This is a genomic window from Aquaspirillum sp. (assembly GCF_055136605.1).
The window spans coordinates 1-14,562 of record NZ_JBSQVP010000001.1 but is presented as its reverse complement, the minus strand read 5'-3'; the positions used below and the strand labels follow the sequence as shown (position 1 = coordinate 14,562).

The window sequence follows — 14,562 nt, the reverse complement described above, 5'->3', positions numbered from 1 at the left end:
GATTATTTCGCTCCGCTGGCACGTCTTAGTTTAGCTTTTAACATCGGTAACACCAATGCAAAGCCGACCAAGACGGCGGTAATCAAATTCAAGTCTTGGGCTTGTAGGCCAATAAAATCGGCAGTTAACGCTAAGGCGATAAACAGACGATACAGAATGGCACCTAAGACCGTGGCGAGCGTAATGATCCATAAATTTCGGCTTGGAATTAAAGTTTCACCAATAATCACGGCCGCCAAACCAATCACAATTGTACCCACACCCATCGAGATATCCGCCCCACCTTGGGTTTGCACATAAAGCGCACCCCCGAGAGCAATGAGGGCATTGGACAGTGCCATCCCTGCCAAGGTGTAACGGTTGGTGGAAATCCCTTGTGCGCGTGCCATCCGTGGGTTGGCGCCGGTGGCACGCAGCGCCAAACCGGATTGCGATGCAAAGAATGCATCCAGCCCAAGTTTCACCGCAATCACCACTGCCACTAATACCATCGGTTGAATCCAATAGGCGCTATCACCGCCTTCGCCAATAAATGGCGTGAATACGGTCGCCTCACCTAACAGGGGCACGTTCGGCGCACCCATAATTCGCAAATTGATGGAATAAAGGGCAATCATCACCAAAATACTGGCCAGCAGCTGCAAGATATTTAGACGCACATTAAGCCACGCTGTGACCCAGCCAGACATCGCACCGGCAACTGCCGCAATCGCGCAAGACAGCCAAGGATCATGACCGCCGCTGATAAGGGTTGCCGCCACCGCGCCTCCGAGGGGGAAGCTGCCATCAGCGGTCAGATCAGGAAAATTCAGGATACGAAAGGAAATCAACACACCCAAGGCGACAAGCGCAAAGATGAGCCCGATTTCCAAAGCGCCCATGAGGGAAATGAATGACATGAACACCTCTTAAAAAAACAAATACCGCGCCGGATTGGGCGCGGTGACGTCGAACAGGGCAGCGGCTTACACTGCCCACGAGAAAGAAGTTATTTAATCACTTCTTTGGCTTCCTTCAGCAACGCGTCTGGCAGAGGGTTGCCCTGCTTTTTCGCTGCTTCTGGATTAACCGTTAACGAGACTTTATCACCGAGTTGTGGCGCAATACTACCCGGGGCTTCGCCTTTCAGAATACGGGCCACAATACGACCGGTTTGGCGACCCATATCGTAGTAGTTCATCCCCAAGGCTGCGCTGGCGCCACGTTTAACCGAATCGGTATCCGCCGCAACCAATGGAATTTTGGCATCGGAAGCGACACGCACTAACGATTCGTAGGTGGACACGACGTTGTTATCTGTCGAGGTGTAGATCACATCGACCTTACCAATCAGGCTTTTTGCTGCTGGTGCCACATCGACAGTACGTGGGGCAGCCGCTTCAACCAGTTGCAAGCCACGTTTTTGTAATTCGGCCTTCAGTTCTTTTGCCACGCTGACCGAATTCACTTCACCGGGGCTATACACCATCCCGACATTTTTGGCGTTGGGTTTTACCTTCAAGATCAAATCAACTTGCGAAGCCAGCGTCAATTTGTCGGACACCCCAGTGATATTGGTGCCAGAGGGTTTCCAATCTTTTGCCAATTTAGCCGCAACAGGATCTGTGACTGCGGTAAACACGACAGGAATGGTTTTGGTTGAGGCTGCCGCTGCTTGGGCGCTCGGGGTGGCAATCGCAACAATCACATCAGACTTATCACCCACAAATTTCTTGGCAATTTGACCAGCGGTGGCAGGGTTGCCCTGTGCGCTTTGGTATTGATACTTCATGGTTTTACCCGCTTCAAAACCCAGCGCTTTCAGTTCGTCTTCGATCCCTTTACGGGCGGAGTCGAGGGCCGGATGATCGACAATCGCGGTGACTGACACCAGTTTCATGTCTTGGGCTTGGGCAAAAGATGTCATAGCAGCCAACACACCCGCTGCTAAGGTATTCAAAACGAGGCGACGAGACACAGTGTTCATAAGTAAGCGTCTTCAGTAAGGTTGAGGGGTAAAAGCGCATTGTTGGCGCCAACGGCGTAATCTTATTGCAGCATTGCAAAAAAAAATCTTTTTTCGTTGGTTTTTTCTGCTTTTAATTTTGTTTTTATTGGTTTTTTGTTGTGATTGTAATGGGTTTTTTCAAAATTTTATTGTTGATAATTGCCATGATTTACAGATAAATTGCTAAATTTCATCTCTGCAATACTTTGGTCATAATTGCGGTTTTTCTGCATCAATATGCGTTGAAAGGTTCATGTCTATGCCAGCGATTTCTCCATGGCGTTTATTTCTTCCCTTTGCCTTTGGCTATTTTCTGTCTTACCTCTACCGCACCGTCAATGGTGTGGCTGGGCCTTTGCTTTCTCATGAGCTGGGTTTAGCCGATGCCGATTTAGGTCTGTTAACCAGTACCTACTTTTTAGCCTTCGGTGCTGCACAACTGCCGTTGGGCTTGGCATTGGATCGCTTTGGTCCCCGTCGGGTCGAGGCAGGGTTATTGCTGATTGCTGCATTGGGCGCAGTCATTTTTGCTGCAGCAAGCAGTTTAACTGAACTCGCCATTGGGCGGGCATTGATTGGTTTGGGGGTGTCGGCGTGTTTGATGGCGTCGTTTAAGTGTTTTGTGTTGTGGTTTCCGCCACAACAACAAGCCTCGCTCACCGGTTGGATTATGGCCGCTGGTGGTCTAGGTGCATTGGCGGCGGCACAGCCGCTGGAGTGGTTGTTAACCACATGGACATGGCGCGAAGTGTTTTACGCGCTAGCGGTGATTACCGTGTGTTCCAGCCTTGCACTATTGCTATTTGTGCCAGAAAAGCCCACTGGCGTGCAGGGCGGTGGCTTGCTTGAACAATGGCGAGGCTTACAAGCGATTTTAGCCAGTGCCCATTTTTGGCGTTTTGCACCGATGGCTTTTGCTATCACCGGTGGTTTTATGGCAGTGCAAGGTGTTTGGGCCACACGCTGGATGATGGTGCAAGAGGGAATGGCTGCTGCCGAAGCCGCACAACGCTTGACCATGATTGGTTTGGCGATGTTGGCTGGTTTTCTGTTTATGGGATTTTTTGCTAGCCGTCTGGCACAACGCGGTATCCGTTTGATGGACTTATACCGGTGGGCGATGGTGTGTGCCGTGGTGGCAATGTTGGCAATCACTTGGGTCAGTGGGCCATTGGCTGATTTGGGGTGGGTGGTGTTAGGCGCCTGTTTCAGTCTATCCAATATCCAATATTCACTGGTGGCTGCCGGTTTTCCTGTGACGGTGTCTGGACGTGCCAACACCGCGATCAATGTGTTTGCCTTCTTAGGGGCATTTTGCTTGCAGTGGGGACTCGGGGCTTTGATTGATACGTGGCAGAGTTTTGGTGATGGTGAGGCGGTGGCTTATCGTTGGACGTTTCTTTCTTTATCGGTTTTACAAGTTTTTGCTTTGTGGTGGTTTTGGTTTTCTCCTGCCAAAAAATTGGCATAAACCTTTACCCTTATTCCCCACAAAATAAATTTTTATAGTGCAGTGCACAAAAAGTGCTTGCAAAAACGGCGCAGAGTTTCCATAATCAAACCGCATCAGGACGTTTCACGCAAGGTGTGCGTTGTGGTGTTGTCTCCTCCATCCTCCTTTAAAAAGGTGGAATTCAGCGCAGTCATGCTTTGACTGCGCTTTTTTTTGCTATTTTTTTGTGTAATTTTGGTTAAATGCACTTTGGGTTCAAGTTTTTATTTGACTGGTAACAATTGTGCAAGGAATAGCAATAATTTGTTGCATTGCGAAAAATACAGCGCTTGCATTGTCGCTTTTAGATGGCCCCAGAATTCACAACATTTTTTTTTATCCCTGATCTTGAGAAAAACCCGAAGAAATCAGCAGCTTGCTGCCTGATCGCGGTTTGACACCCTTTAGGGCGCTGTAATAGAATCGACGGCTTTCAAGATTTCGAGTGGAAGAGTTCCATGAAAACCTTTTCTGCCAAGCCGCACGAAGTCAAGCATGAGTGGTTCGTAGTTGATGCAACCGATAAAGTTCTCGGTCGTCTCGCTGCTGAAGTCGCTCGTCGTTTGCGCGGCAAGCATAAGCCGGAGTACACCCCACACGTTGACACTGGTGATTTCATCATCGTTGTAAACGCCGACAAACTGCGCGTCACCGGTAACAAAGCGTTAGATAAGAAATACTATCGCCACACCGGTTACCCTGGCGGTATCCGCGAGCGCAACTTCACCGAACTGCAAAACCAGTTCCCTGAACGCGTGCTGGAAAAAGCCGTTAAAGGCATGCTGCCAAAAGGCCCGCTGGGTTATGCCATGATTAAAAAGCTCAAAGTCTATGCAGGCGGTGAGCATCCACACAGCGCGCAACAGCCCAAAGTGCTGGATTTCTGATTCTCCGAGGCATAAAGAATGAACGGTAAATACTACTACGGTACCGGTCGTCGTAAGAGCGCGGTTGCTCGCGTTTTCATGATGAAAGGCACTGGTAACATCGTCGTCAACGGCAAACCGGTTGATGAATACTTCGCCCGTGAAACCGGCCGCATGGTGATTCGTCAGCCTTTGGCTTTGGTTGATCATCTCGAAACGTTCGACATCATGGTCAATGTGACTGGTGGTGGCGAAACAGGTCAGGCAGGCGCTGTGCGTCATGGCATCACCCGTGCCTTGATCGACTTCTCGGCAGAACTGAAACCCACTCTGTCTGAAGCAGGCTTGGTCACTCGCGATGCTCGTGAAGTCGAACGTAAAAAAGTCGGTCTGCACAAAGCACGTCGCCGCAAACAGTTCTCCAAGCGTTAATTTGGACAACGGCAAAAAATACCCCGCACAACGCGGGGTATTTTTTTGTCTTCTCAATTCAGAGGCAAAGTCTGAATAGTTTAGAACTCGTTCGCCAGTTTCTTATAGCCTTTCACCAAATCAACATTGGTGCGTGCCACATCTTCAGAAAACTCAGACGCTTCAACACTGACGCGCGGAATCGTATCCAAATCGGTCTTGGGGCCGATACGGGTTGTTGACGGTACATAAAACCCTGCTGGTAGGGTACAACCATCGACCACCGCATTATGGCGAACGACGCAGCCTTCCTCGACCACACAATTAAACAGCACACTGTTAAAACCAATAAATACCCGATCACCGACTTGGCATGGGCCGTGCACAATAGAACGGTGGGCAATCGAGGTATGTTGCCCAATGGTCACGGCAGCGCCACTTTTTGAATGAATCACCACGCCATCTTGGATATTCGAATTTGCCCCGATAATAATGGGCTCCATATCGCCGTCAGCGTTAATTTCATCTGCTCGGATAACGGCATACGGGCCCACAAAGACATTCTCACAAATAATCACTTTGCCACAGATAATGGCGGTGGGATCGACAAAGGCTGTTGCATCAATCTGGGGGAGATGGCCGCTAGGATTCTTGCGAATCATGAAAATGTTCCTATGACTGGAAAAAACAAAGGCTGTGGTGTACGCAATTTTTTGCTGATGGTCAAGCCGCTATCATTTCTGCGGCTTAGCAGCTAGAATGCCAGCTCCAAATTTTAACCCTTCTTTACTCAGGAATAGAGACGCGCAATATGGCTCTCATCGTGCAAAAATACGGCGGCACTTCGGTTGGGACTCCGGAGCGGATTAAGAATGTCGCCCGTCGCGTGGCGAAGTGGAAGGCGCAGGGACATCAAGTTGTAGTCGTTGTTTCGGCTATGAGTGGTGAAACCAACCGTCTGATTGCTTTGGCCCGTGAAATTCAAGCTCATCCCGATCCTCGTGAATTGGATGTGATTGCCTCCACTGGTGAGCAAGTTACCATTGGTTTGCTGTCGATGGCACTCAAAGATATTGGTGTGCCGGCTGTCAGTTATACCGGTTGGCAAATGCCTATGATCACCGACAGCAGCTTTACCAAAGCCCGCATTCAATCGATTGACGATGTCAAAATGCGTGCAGATCTGGATGCTGGCCGTGTGGTTGTGGTGGCGGGCTTCCAAGGTATTGACGAAGGTGGTTCGATTACGACTTTGGGCCGTGGTGGTTCAGATACCTCAGCCGTAGCGATTGCCGCTGCGTTGAAGGCAGATGAGTGCCAAATCTATACCGATGTCGATGGCGTTTATACCACCGATCCTCGTGTGGTGCCTGAGGCACGTAAACTCGACCGTATTACTTTTGAAGAAATGCTGGAAATGGCTAGCCTTGGTTCAAAAGTATTGCAGATTCGCTCGGTTGAGTTTGCCGGTAAGTACAAAGTCAAATTGCGTGTGTTATCCAGCTTTGAAGAAGAAGGCGATGGCACGCTGATTACGTTTGAGGAAGACGATAAGATGGAACAAGCGGTAGTATCAGGGATTGCTTTTGATCGCAATGAAGCGCGGATTAACGTCAAAGGCGTGCCTGATAAGCCAGGGATCGCCTATCAAATTTTAGGCCCTGTTGCCGATGCCAACATCGAAGTTGACATGATTATCCAAAATGTCGGCGATAACGGCACCACCGACTTCTCGTTCACTGTACCACGTGGTGAATATCAGCGTGCACAGGGTATCTTGCAAGAAGTTCAGACTCATATCGGCGCTGGCAAGATCGATGCTGATGATAAAGTGGCAAAGATCTCTATCGTTGGCGTGGGTATGCGTTCGCATACTGGCGTGGCTTCTACCATGTTCCGCACGTTGGCTGAAGAAGGGATCAATATTCAAATGATCTCGACTTCTGAAATCAAAGTCTCTGTTTTGATTGATGAAAAATACCTTGAGCTGGCAGTGCGTGTGCTGCATAAAGCTTTCGGTTTAGATCAGGCACAAAATTAATTCGAAAATTCTGTGCTTGAGTGGTTGACGTGAGAGGCGAATGTGCGTATAGTTCGCCTCTCTCGAAACGGAGAAATGGCCGAGTGGTCGAAGGCACTTCCCTGCTAAGGAAGCATACGGGCTTAAACCTGTATCGAGGGTTCGAATCCCTCTTTCTCCGCCAGAGTACTGTTGTATTGACAGCGCATCCGTAGCTCAGTTGGATAGAGTATCTGGCTACGAACCAGAGGGTCGGGCGTTCGAATCGCTCCGGATGCGCCAGCTGTCCCCATCGTCTAGAGGCCTAGGACACCGCCCTTTCACGGCGATAACCGGGGTTCGAATCCCCGTGGGGACGCCAAGTTTCCAAGAAAAACCGCTCGAAAGAGCGGTTTTTTTCATGCCTGTCTTTTTTTCTTCCGCACATATAATGTCTTTTTCACCCGTGCGACCGTTTCACCCCCCTCGTTTTTGACTTCAACAGTCAGCTCTGGCAAATGTTTTTCTCCATCCGCTGTTGCCTGTCGAATGTCATTCAAACAATCATCATCTAACGAAAAATAAGCGGTGACTCTGCCTGTGCCGGGTTTTAGATATTCTATGCTGCCTGCTTGATCCCAAACGATATAGTCTCGACCTAAATTGTGCATCAGCAAAAGCATATAAAACGGGTCGGTCATCGCATATAAGCTACCGCCAAAATGCACACCAACATAGTTACGATTGGTAAAGCCAAGGCGTAACACCACCTCGGCTGTTTTGAAATCGTTAGCGAGATGCGTAACACGGATACCTGCACCTAAAAAGGGTGGCCACAGATTCATGATATGGCGCAATAGACGAGCGGATATTTTCATAACCAAACACTTGTTTGAAAAAAGCAGTGTTTAACGTAAATTGTTTGTTGGGTCAACTTAAGCTTTGTTTTTGCGAGATTAAAAACTTTGTTCTTGTCAAGTCATCCACAGGCACTTTGTCTGTGGATAACCGTCTGTAATAGGGAGAAAACTTGCGAAATGGTTAAATTTAACTATTTGATTTATAAAGAAAAATAAAATTGCCTATAAAGTAGGCAATCTAACGTTTTTCCTTATCTGTCGCGGTTTTCAGCGGTCGTTTTTTGAGTTGTCCACAAAGTTATCCACAGGTATTGTGGATGGTCTGAAAAAGTCCTTAAACAGCAAAGGGTTACTCTATTCTGAGCTGGTTTTAAAATATTCGAAAAAAAAGCTTAGCAAACAGCACTTGTCTTTTCCTAGCTGCTGCGGATAGAGTTTAAGGTTTAACATTGCTTGGAGAAGGCTTGTGTGGTCGATAGTCAACGCAGCGGGCTGGCCAATTTGGACGCTCATTATTGCTTCAGTCGTGGCGCTTGCCATTATCATCGAACGTTTGGTGAGTTTGCGTACCTCGAACATTTTGCCTGAGGGTTTGTTGGCAAAGACAGTGCAAGAATTTCGTCGAGCAGGGGCGAGCGCCGAGTTTTTGGGGCGTTTGCAAAGTGAGTCACCCTTAGGGCGGGTATTTGCAGCAGGATTGCGTAATCATCAACATTCACGAGACATTACCAAAGAAGCCATTGAAGAGACTGGTCGTGCTGTTGGGCACGAGTTGGAGCGTTTCTTGACCACCCTTGGTACGATTGCTGCGATGGCACCTTTGTTGGGGTTATTGGGGACAGTGATTGGGATGATTGAGATTTTTGCTGCACAAACCCCCGGTGGTGGAAATCCACAACAGCTGGCTCACGGTATCTCGGTTGCGTTATACAACACTGCTTTTGGCCTCATGGTGGCAATTCCCAGCATGATGTTCTATCGCTATTTCCGCGCGCGCGTGGATGGCCTGTTGATCGATATGGAACAACAAGCGATTAAACTGGTTGAAGTGTTACACGGAGATCGTTCATGAATTTTAACCGTGGTCGGCAGCGTGATGAACCGGAAATTAACTTTATTCCGCTGATCGATTTATTACTGGTGGTGTTGATCTTTTTGGTGGTCTCGACCACTTATGCGCGCTTTGCTGAAGTAAAAATCAACTTACCCGAGGGGGGCGCACCAGCCAGTGCTGTATCGCCTGATCCTATCCTCCATATTGCAGTAACTGCACAGGGCAGCTATCAGATTGGTCCACAGGCAGTGGCAGAAGGGCAACGGGAAGCGTTGGTAGCGGCATTGAAAACTGCAGCACAAGGAAAGACCAATCCTGTGTTAGTGATCAATGCTGACGCATTAGCAACGCACCAATCGGTCATTCAAGTCATGGAAGCGGCACGGGAAGCAGGGTTAGTCCGAATTACGTTTGCCACACAGGCACCGGTGAATTCTTAAATGGCGTCTGTTGCCAATTGGCTAGTGAAACGTTGGTATGCCGAACAGCCAGGTTGGGCGAGTGTGTTTGCGCCGCTTAGCGCGTTGTTTGCGTTGATGAGTGCTGGACGTCGCCTTGCCTATCGTTTGCGTTGGTTGCCGTCTTACCGGCTGACGGTCCCTGTGGTGGTCGTTGGCAATGTTACGGTTGGTGGTGCAGGTAAAACGCCCTTAACCTATCATTTACTGACGGCTCTCCGGCAACAAGGGTGGCAGCCTGCGGTCATCAGTCGTGGTTATGGCGGCCATGCAACGGTACCGACGCCGGTAAAGATAGATTCAGATCCGAACCTATGTGGAGATGAACCTGTCTTATTGGCGCGGACAGGTTGTCCGGTGTGGGTGGGAAGGGATCGGGTGGCAACGGGACAGGCGTTGTTAGCCGCACATCCTGAAGTCGATGTTCTGTTATCGGATGATGGTTTGCAACATTATCGTTTGCAGCGTGATCTTGAGTTACTGGTCATCGATGGTCGGCGACAATTGGGAAATGGTTGGTTATTGCCATGTGGGCCATTGCGTGAAGGACGCTGGCGATTACAAACAGTGGATGCCGTGGTGGTTAATGGTGAACCGGTGGCTGCTATACAGACCCCCGCCCCTCTATTTGCCATGACGTTACAACCCGAACCTTTTTATGCTTTAACAAATGCCGCTCATCAGCGTGTTGTGGCGGATTTTATCGGCAAAGATTGTGCAGCAATTGCCGGAATCGCCGATCCTCAACGCTTTTTCAACACATTAGGCCAGATGGGATTGCATTGTCGTGAATATCCTTTCCCCGATCATCATCCTTTGAAAATGAAGGATTTACCTGTTGCAGAATGTGTTTTGATGACAGAAAAAGACGCAGTCAAACTACAGCAACATTCTGAATCAGCCAATGCTGATGATAAACTATGGGTTTTACCGATCAGCGCGGTGCTTTCTCCAGACCTCGCTTCTTGGCTAACCGAGCAACTGAAAGCCTTACATCACCATGGATAGCAAATTGCTTGAAATTCTTGTTTGCCCACTATGCAAAGGACCTTTGCTGTTTCAAAAAAACTCACAAGAGTTGATTTGTAAAGCAGATCGTTTGGCTTTTCCCATTCGTGACGGTATCCCAGTGATGTTAGAAAGTGATGCTCGGCCTTTGGCTGACGATGAAAATGTATCTCAGGCTTAAGCGATGACACTTCCCCGCTTTCTTGTGGTCATTCCTGCCCGTCTCGCTTCGACACGCTTACCCAATAAGCCTCTAGCTGATATTGCCGGCTTGCCAATGGTGGTACGAGTGGCACAACAAGCTCAGCAGTCTGCTGCCGCTGCGGTATGGGTGGCAACGGATCATCCTGATATCGTTGCGACTTGCGAAGCACATCAAGTACCAGTTCGTTTGACTGCCAGCCATCATCCTTCTGGTACGGATCGGTTGGCCGAGGTGGTTGAACAATTACATCTGGCCGACGATGAAATTATCATCAATGTACAGGGGGATGAGCCACTATTGCCGCCAGCGCTGATTGATGAGCTTGCTACCTGTTTAGCGGCACAACCAAATTGTGTCATGGCAACATTAGCGCATCCCATCCTTCACGCGGAAGAGTTTTTCAATCCTAATGTGGTGAAGGTGGTGTGTTCTGAACAAGGACAGGCACTTTACTTCAGTCGTGCGCCGATACCATGGGCTCGTGATGGTTTTATGCACCAGCCTATTACGGCGTTGCCGAAGGCCCACCCTGCGCTGCGACATATCGGTATTTACGCTTATCGCGCTGGTTTTCTGCGACAGTATCAGGCGCTATCTCCCTCGCCATTAGAGCAGTGGGAAGCATTAGAACAATTACGGGTGTTGGCACATGGTTTTGCCATTGCAGTGAAAACTATCACCTTGCCACCTCCCGCTGGTGTTGATACACCAGAAGATTTAGCTCGAGTTCGAGCTTTTTTTGCAACACAACACACTCAATAATCAACAGAGAGAAACCATCAGGAGCAAATGCATGAAACTGATTCTTTTGGGCGCCCCAGGTGCTGGTAAGGGAACGCAAGCAAAAGCCATTTGTGAGAAATATGGCATTCCCCAAATTTCCACCGGCGATATGTTACGCGCGGCAGTGAAAGCTGGCACCCCTTTGGGCTTGGAAGCCAAGGCCATTATGGATGCCGGTGGTTTGGTGCGTGATGACATCATTATTGGTTTGGTGAAAGAACGTATCACTGCCGCAGATTGCGCAAATGGTTTCCTGTTTGATGGTTTCCCTCGCACCATTCCTCAAGCAGAAGCGATGCGTGCTGCTGGCGTTGACATTGATTTCGTGGTTGAAATTGATGTGCCGGATAGCGAGATTGTCGAGCGTATGTCTGGTCGCCGTGTGCATGTGGCATCAGGTCGTACCTATCATGTCAAATTCAATCCTCCGAAAGTGGAAGGTAAAGATGACGAAACCGGTGAAGACCTGATTCAACGTGAAGATGACAATGAAGCGACTGTGTTAAAACGGTTGGCGGTGTATCACGAACAAACCGAGGTGCTGGTTGGCTTCTATTCGCAATTAGCCAGCAGCGGTGATGCGTCGGCACCAAAATACATCAAAGTGCCTGGTGTAGGTTCGGTTGATGGCATTCGTGATGCGATTTTCCGCGCGTTAGACGCTTAATTTGCGAATGATGCTGTGCAGAGCCCGTCACATGGCGGGCTTTACGCTAAGGCAAAAATGATAGGCGTAAAAAAACCACCTTCCGGTGGTTATTTTGCTGATGGTGCCCAAGAGAAGACTCGAACTTCCACACCCTTGCGGGCGCTAGGACCTGAACCTAGTGCGTCTACCAATTCCGCCACCTGGGCGACACCATACTTTGGTACAGAAACAGCGTGGTGCCCAAGAGAAGACTCGAACTTCCACACCCTTGCGGGCGCTAGGACCTGAACCTAGTGCGTCTACCAATTCCGCCACCTGGGCGCTGTTTTCTGTTATGTTTGCCATATCGGTGAATCTGATATAACAAACAGACGCCGAATTATAAGGATTTTTATGGGGCTGTCAATGGTAAAAAAACATAATTTGCTATCTTCTACAGGTAGTTTGCGTGAACAAGATCCGTTTTTAGTACGTGAAAAACAAAAATATCCCTCTCCTTTACCAAGTCGAGAGTTTGTCTTACAAGTTTTAGCTGAACGTGGTGTGCCGTTATCGACGCAAGAGTTAGGTAACTTGCTTTCGATCACAGAGGATGAATGGGTCTTTTTCACTCGCCGCTTGCGTGCTATGGCGCGTGAGGGGCAAGTATTGATTAACCGCCGTGGTTTTGTCTGTGTGGCAGAAAAAATAGAAGCCGTCGCTGGTAGGGTCATCGGCCATCGCGATGGCTTTGGCTTTTTTACACCGGATGAAGGGGGTAAAGATTGGTTTTTATCTGAACGTGAGATGAAAAAAGTCTTACATGGCGATCGTGTCTTGGTACAAAAGGCGGGTACTGATCGGCGTGGACGTACCGAAGGCCATATTATTGAAGTGCTGGAGCGGGCACATCAAACCTTAGTTGGGCGTTTGCACAGCGAACGCGGTGTGCTGATTTTGATTCCCGAAGATAAACGTATCCATCAAGATGTGTTGATTGAACCGAATCCGGACTTATTGGCCCAAGTTGGGCAAGTTGTTGTGGCTGAATTGCTGGTTCAACCGGCACCTCATGTGCAACCCATGGGGCGTGTCTGTGAAATTTTAGGAAATGTGGGTGATTCTGGCATTGAAATAGAGATTGCACTACGCAAACATGTTCTGCCCTATCAATTCTCAGCTGCTGCGTTAGAACAGGCACAAAGCACACCAAGTAAGGTGCGTAAAAAAGATCTAAAAGAACGCGAAGATTTACGACATTTGCCTTTGGTCACGATTGACGGCGAAACCGCGCGTGATTTTGATGATGCTGTTTTTGCCGAGCGGCAAGGTAAGGGATGGCGTCTGATTGTGGCAATTGCGGATGTCAGTCACTATGTGTTGCCTAATGATGCCCTCGATCAAGACAGTTTTAGTCGGGGTAACTCGGTGTATTTCCCTCGCCGAGTGATTCCGATGTTGCCTGAAGCTTTGTCTAACGGAATTTGTTCTTTGAATCCGCAAGTGGAACGGCTGTGTATGGTGTGTGATATGCAGCTAAGTGCTAAAGGCAAAGTGAAGCACTATCGGTTTTATCCTGCAGTGATGAAATCACAGGCACGATTAACATACAACCAAGTGTGGCATTGGTTGACCGAGGGGGCTGCTGAAGCACCTCCAACGCTGTTACCTCATTTGCAACATCTATTTGAAGTTTATCGTCTGCTTGCTGCAAATCGTCAAAAGCGTGGTGCGATCGACTTTGATACTGTTGAAACACAAATTGTATTTAACGAGCAGGGTAAAATCGACAAAATTGTACCTGTACAGCGTAACGAAGCCCATCGTCTGATTGAAGAATGTATGTTGGCAGCAAATGTGTGTGCGGCAGAATTTATTTTGCAGGCCAAACGTAAATGTCTGTTCCGAGTGCACGAAGGGCCTACACCAGAAAAATTAAAAAATCTTCGCGCATTCTTGAAACTGTCTGGCCTGTCGCTTGAAGGAGGCGATGAGCCTACCACCGCTGATTATGCTCAGTTGGCCGAACAAGTGAAAAATCGTCCAGATGCCGCAGTATTACAAACAGTCATGTTGCGTTCGATGCAGCAAGCTGTCTATACCCCAGAACAAAAAGGCCATTTCGGTTTGGCCTATGAGGCATATACCCACTTTACTTCGCCGATTCGTCGTTATCCGGATTTATTGGTGCATCGTACGATTAAGGCCATTTTAAATGAAACAAAATACCGGCCATTGAAAAAGTGGCAAGAGATGGGCGTTCAGTGTTCTATGACCGAGCGTCGTGCTGATGAAGCAAGTCGAGAAGTCGAAACGTGGCTCAAATGTCACTATATGCAGCAACACTTAGGTGAAGCTTTCAGCGGTAAGGTGACAGCCGTGACGTCTTTTGGGTTGTTTATCCTTCTTGACGAGATCTACACCGAAGGATTGGTTCATATTTCTGAGCTCGGGGAAGATTATTTTCATCACGATGCGGAACGCCATGCAATCGTCGGTGAAGGTAGCGGCTTAACCTATCGTTTGGGCGATACCTTGCAGGTGAAAGTGGCTCGTGTCGATCTGGACCAACTGAAAATAGACTTTACCCTCGTAAAAAAACAAGTGCCTCGTCCTCAGGCTAATAAAAACAGAAGAAAAAGATCATAATAAAAACAGAGGATTGTCTTTTTTTTAGGTTTTTTTCGTCACGTTCGCTTGACGATGAAAGAGGGAGTGGGTATAGTTCGCTTCCTCGCTGCAACACAGCAGCAGCAAACAGCGTTTAGTTGTTTGATTGATCTTTAACAGAATACAACCGATAGGTGTAAG

The 14,562-nt window shown here is 48.5% G+C and carries 15 protein-coding genes and 5 tRNA genes; 14 read left to right on the top strand and 6 right to left on the bottom strand.

Going from position 1 to position 14,562, the window contains the following annotated elements; all coding sequences use genetic code 11:
* Window positions 1-2: 2 nt before the first annotated feature.
* Both ACTBZS_RS00100 and ACTBZS_RS00095 read right to left on the bottom strand, forming a co-directional pair.
* Window positions 3-899 (bottom strand): ABC transporter permease, encoded by an 897-nt coding sequence (locus tag ACTBZS_RS00100; protein ID WP_022654626.1) that lies wholly within the window; start codon window positions 897-899, stop codon window positions 3-5.
* 89 nt (window positions 900-988) lie between these two features.
* Window positions 989-1,966: an ABC transporter substrate-binding protein gene (locus tag ACTBZS_RS00095; protein WP_460430953.1), complete on the bottom strand. Its 978-nt coding sequence runs from the start codon at window positions 1,964-1,966 to the stop codon at window positions 989-991.
* Window positions 1,967-2,246: 280 nt separating this feature from the next.
* Here ACTBZS_RS00095 and ACTBZS_RS00090 point away from each other — a divergent pair, with 280 nt between their 5' ends.
* From ACTBZS_RS00090 to rpsI, 3 genes are all read left to right on the top strand, one after another.
* A complete protein-coding gene (locus ACTBZS_RS00090; protein ID WP_463042940.1) occupies window positions 2,247-3,458 on the top strand; it encodes an MFS transporter in 1,212 nt (403 codons plus the stop codon).
* 479 nt (window positions 3,459-3,937) lie between these two features.
* Window positions 3,938-4,366 (top strand): 50S ribosomal protein L13, encoded by a 429-nt coding sequence (gene rplM, locus ACTBZS_RS00085; RefSeq protein WP_022654623.1) that lies wholly within the window; start codon window positions 3,938-3,940, stop codon window positions 4,364-4,366.
* Window positions 4,367-4,384: 18 nt separating this feature from the next.
* Window positions 4,385-4,777, top strand: a complete 393-nt coding sequence (gene rpsI / locus ACTBZS_RS00080) for a 30S ribosomal protein S9 (RefSeq protein ID WP_460430954.1) — start codon at window positions 4,385-4,387, stop codon at window positions 4,775-4,777.
* 80 nt (window positions 4,778-4,857) lie between these two features.
* Here rpsI and ACTBZS_RS00075 read toward each other — a convergent pair whose 3' ends face one another.
* The gene (locus ACTBZS_RS00075; protein ID WP_460430955.1) at window positions 4,858-5,418 is read right to left on the bottom strand and encodes a gamma carbonic anhydrase family protein; all 561 of its coding nucleotides are present in this window, start codon (window positions 5,416-5,418) and stop codon (window positions 4,858-4,860) included.
* Between the two features lie 149 nt (window positions 5,419-5,567).
* On the opposite strand from ACTBZS_RS00075, the gene ACTBZS_RS00070 reads away from it, so the two are divergent.
* The 4 genes from ACTBZS_RS00070 to ACTBZS_RS00055 all read left to right on the top strand — a co-directional run bounded on the left by ACTBZS_RS00070 (window position 5,568) and on the right by ACTBZS_RS00055 (window position 7,137).
* Window positions 5,568-6,797 (top strand): aspartate kinase, encoded by a 1,230-nt coding sequence (locus ACTBZS_RS00070; protein ID WP_463042939.1) that lies wholly within the window; start codon window positions 5,568-5,570, stop codon window positions 6,795-6,797.
* A 69-nt stretch (window positions 6,798-6,866) separates the two neighbouring features.
* Window positions 6,867-6,960 (top strand) — tRNA-Ser (locus ACTBZS_RS00065).
* A 21-nt stretch (window positions 6,961-6,981) separates the two neighbouring features.
* Window positions 6,982-7,058: transfer RNA gene (locus tag ACTBZS_RS00060), tRNA-Arg, on the top strand.
* Between the two features lie 3 nt (window positions 7,059-7,061).
* Window positions 7,062-7,137, top strand: a tRNA-Glu gene (locus tag ACTBZS_RS00055).
* Between the two features lie 37 nt (window positions 7,138-7,174).
* Here the strand turns inward: ACTBZS_RS00055 and ACTBZS_RS00050 are convergent.
* Window positions 7,175-7,633, bottom strand: coding sequence for a DUF4442 domain-containing protein (locus tag ACTBZS_RS00050; protein WP_460430957.1), 459 nt, complete (start codon window positions 7,631-7,633; stop codon window positions 7,175-7,177).
* 448 nt (window positions 7,634-8,081) lie between these two features.
* Here ACTBZS_RS00050 and ACTBZS_RS00045 point away from each other — a divergent pair, with 448 nt between their 5' ends.
* From ACTBZS_RS00045 to adk, 6 genes are read left to right on the top strand one after another with little or no spacing between them, the layout of a single operon-like run.
* Window positions 8,082-8,687 carry a MotA/TolQ/ExbB proton channel family protein gene (locus ACTBZS_RS00045; protein WP_460430958.1) on the top strand — a complete coding sequence of 202 codons (606 nt, stop codon included), beginning with the start codon at window positions 8,082-8,084 and terminating at the stop codon, window positions 8,685-8,687.
* Complete coding sequence (locus tag ACTBZS_RS00040) at window positions 8,684-9,109, top strand: ExbD/TolR family protein (protein ID WP_022654793.1); 426 nt, start codon at window positions 8,684-8,686, stop codon at window positions 9,107-9,109. Before ACTBZS_RS00045 ends, ACTBZS_RS00040 begins: the two co-directional genes overlap by 4 nt.
* On the top strand, window positions 9,110-10,135 hold the full coding sequence (gene lpxK / locus ACTBZS_RS00035; protein WP_022654792.1) for a tetraacyldisaccharide 4'-kinase: 1,026 nt from the start codon (window positions 9,110-9,112) through the stop codon (window positions 10,133-10,135). It abuts the gene before it with no gap.
* Window positions 10,128-10,316: a Trm112 family protein gene (locus ACTBZS_RS00030; protein ID WP_022654791.1), complete on the top strand. Its 189-nt coding sequence runs from the start codon at window positions 10,128-10,130 to the stop codon at window positions 10,314-10,316. Before lpxK ends, ACTBZS_RS00030 begins: the two co-directional genes overlap by 8 nt.
* A gap of 3 nt (window positions 10,317-10,319) precedes the next feature.
* Entirely contained in the window at window positions 10,320-11,102 is a 783-nt protein-coding gene (kdsB, locus tag ACTBZS_RS00025; protein WP_463042938.1) for a 3-deoxy-manno-octulosonate cytidylyltransferase, read from the top strand.
* A 31-nt stretch (window positions 11,103-11,133) separates the two neighbouring features.
* Window positions 11,134-11,790, top strand: a complete 657-nt coding sequence (adk, locus tag ACTBZS_RS00020; RefSeq protein ID WP_022654789.1) for an adenylate kinase — start codon at window positions 11,134-11,136, stop codon at window positions 11,788-11,790.
* 101 nt (window positions 11,791-11,891) lie between these two features.
* Here adk and ACTBZS_RS00015 read toward each other — a convergent pair.
* Both ACTBZS_RS00015 and ACTBZS_RS00010 read right to left on the bottom strand, forming a co-directional pair.
* Window positions 11,892-11,978, bottom strand: a tRNA-Leu gene (locus tag ACTBZS_RS00015).
* A 28-nt stretch (window positions 11,979-12,006) separates the two neighbouring features.
* Window positions 12,007-12,093 (bottom strand) — tRNA-Leu (locus tag ACTBZS_RS00010).
* An 84-nt stretch (window positions 12,094-12,177) separates the two neighbouring features.
* On the opposite strand from ACTBZS_RS00010, the gene rnr reads away from it, so the two are divergent.
* Window positions 12,178-14,400 carry a ribonuclease R gene (rnr, locus tag ACTBZS_RS00005; RefSeq protein ID WP_463042937.1) on the top strand — a complete coding sequence of 741 codons (2,223 nt, stop codon included), beginning with the start codon at window positions 12,178-12,180 and terminating at the stop codon, window positions 14,398-14,400.
* Window positions 14,401-14,562 lie beyond the last annotated feature (162 nt).

What these genes read in the sequence shown, in the direction of transcription:
- kdsB (WP_463042938.1), top strand. Translation starts at nt 10,320, where the DNA reads ATGACACTTCCCCGCTTTCTTGTGGTCATTCCTGCCCGTCTCGCTTCG.
- ACTBZS_RS00075 (WP_460430955.1), bottom strand. Translation starts at nt 5,418, where the DNA reads ATGATTCGCAAGAATCCTAGCGGCCATCTCCCCCAGATTGATGCAACA.
- rpsI (WP_460430954.1), top strand. Translation starts at nt 4,385, where the DNA reads ATGAACGGTAAATACTACTACGGTACCGGTCGTCGTAAGAGCGCGGTT.
- adk (WP_022654789.1), top strand. Translation starts at nt 11,134, where the DNA reads ATGAAACTGATTCTTTTGGGCGCCCCAGGTGCTGGTAAGGGAACGCAA.
- ACTBZS_RS00030 (WP_022654791.1), top strand. Translation starts at nt 10,128, where the DNA reads ATGGATAGCAAATTGCTTGAAATTCTTGTTTGCCCACTATGCAAAGGA.
- rnr (WP_463042937.1), top strand. Translation starts at nt 12,178, where the DNA reads ATGGTAAAAAAACATAATTTGCTATCTTCTACAGGTAGTTTGCGTGAA.
- ACTBZS_RS00090 (WP_463042940.1), top strand. Translation starts at nt 2,247, where the DNA reads ATGCCAGCGATTTCTCCATGGCGTTTATTTCTTCCCTTTGCCTTTGGC.
- ACTBZS_RS00040 (WP_022654793.1), top strand. Translation starts at nt 8,684, where the DNA reads ATGAATTTTAACCGTGGTCGGCAGCGTGATGAACCGGAAATTAACTTT.
- ACTBZS_RS00100 (WP_022654626.1), bottom strand. Translation starts at nt 899, where the DNA reads ATGTCATTCATTTCCCTCATGGGCGCTTTGGAAATCGGGCTCATCTTT.
- rplM (WP_022654623.1), top strand. Translation starts at nt 3,938, where the DNA reads ATGAAAACCTTTTCTGCCAAGCCGCACGAAGTCAAGCATGAGTGGTTC.
- ACTBZS_RS00095 (WP_460430953.1), bottom strand. Translation starts at nt 1,966, where the DNA reads ATGAACACTGTGTCTCGTCGCCTCGTTTTGAATACCTTAGCAGCGGGT.
- ACTBZS_RS00050 (WP_460430957.1), bottom strand. Translation starts at nt 7,633, where the DNA reads ATGAAAATATCCGCTCGTCTATTGCGCCATATCATGAATCTGTGGCCA.
- ACTBZS_RS00070 (WP_463042939.1), top strand. Translation starts at nt 5,568, where the DNA reads ATGGCTCTCATCGTGCAAAAATACGGCGGCACTTCGGTTGGGACTCCG.
- lpxK (WP_022654792.1), top strand. Translation starts at nt 9,110, where the DNA reads ATGGCGTCTGTTGCCAATTGGCTAGTGAAACGTTGGTATGCCGAACAG.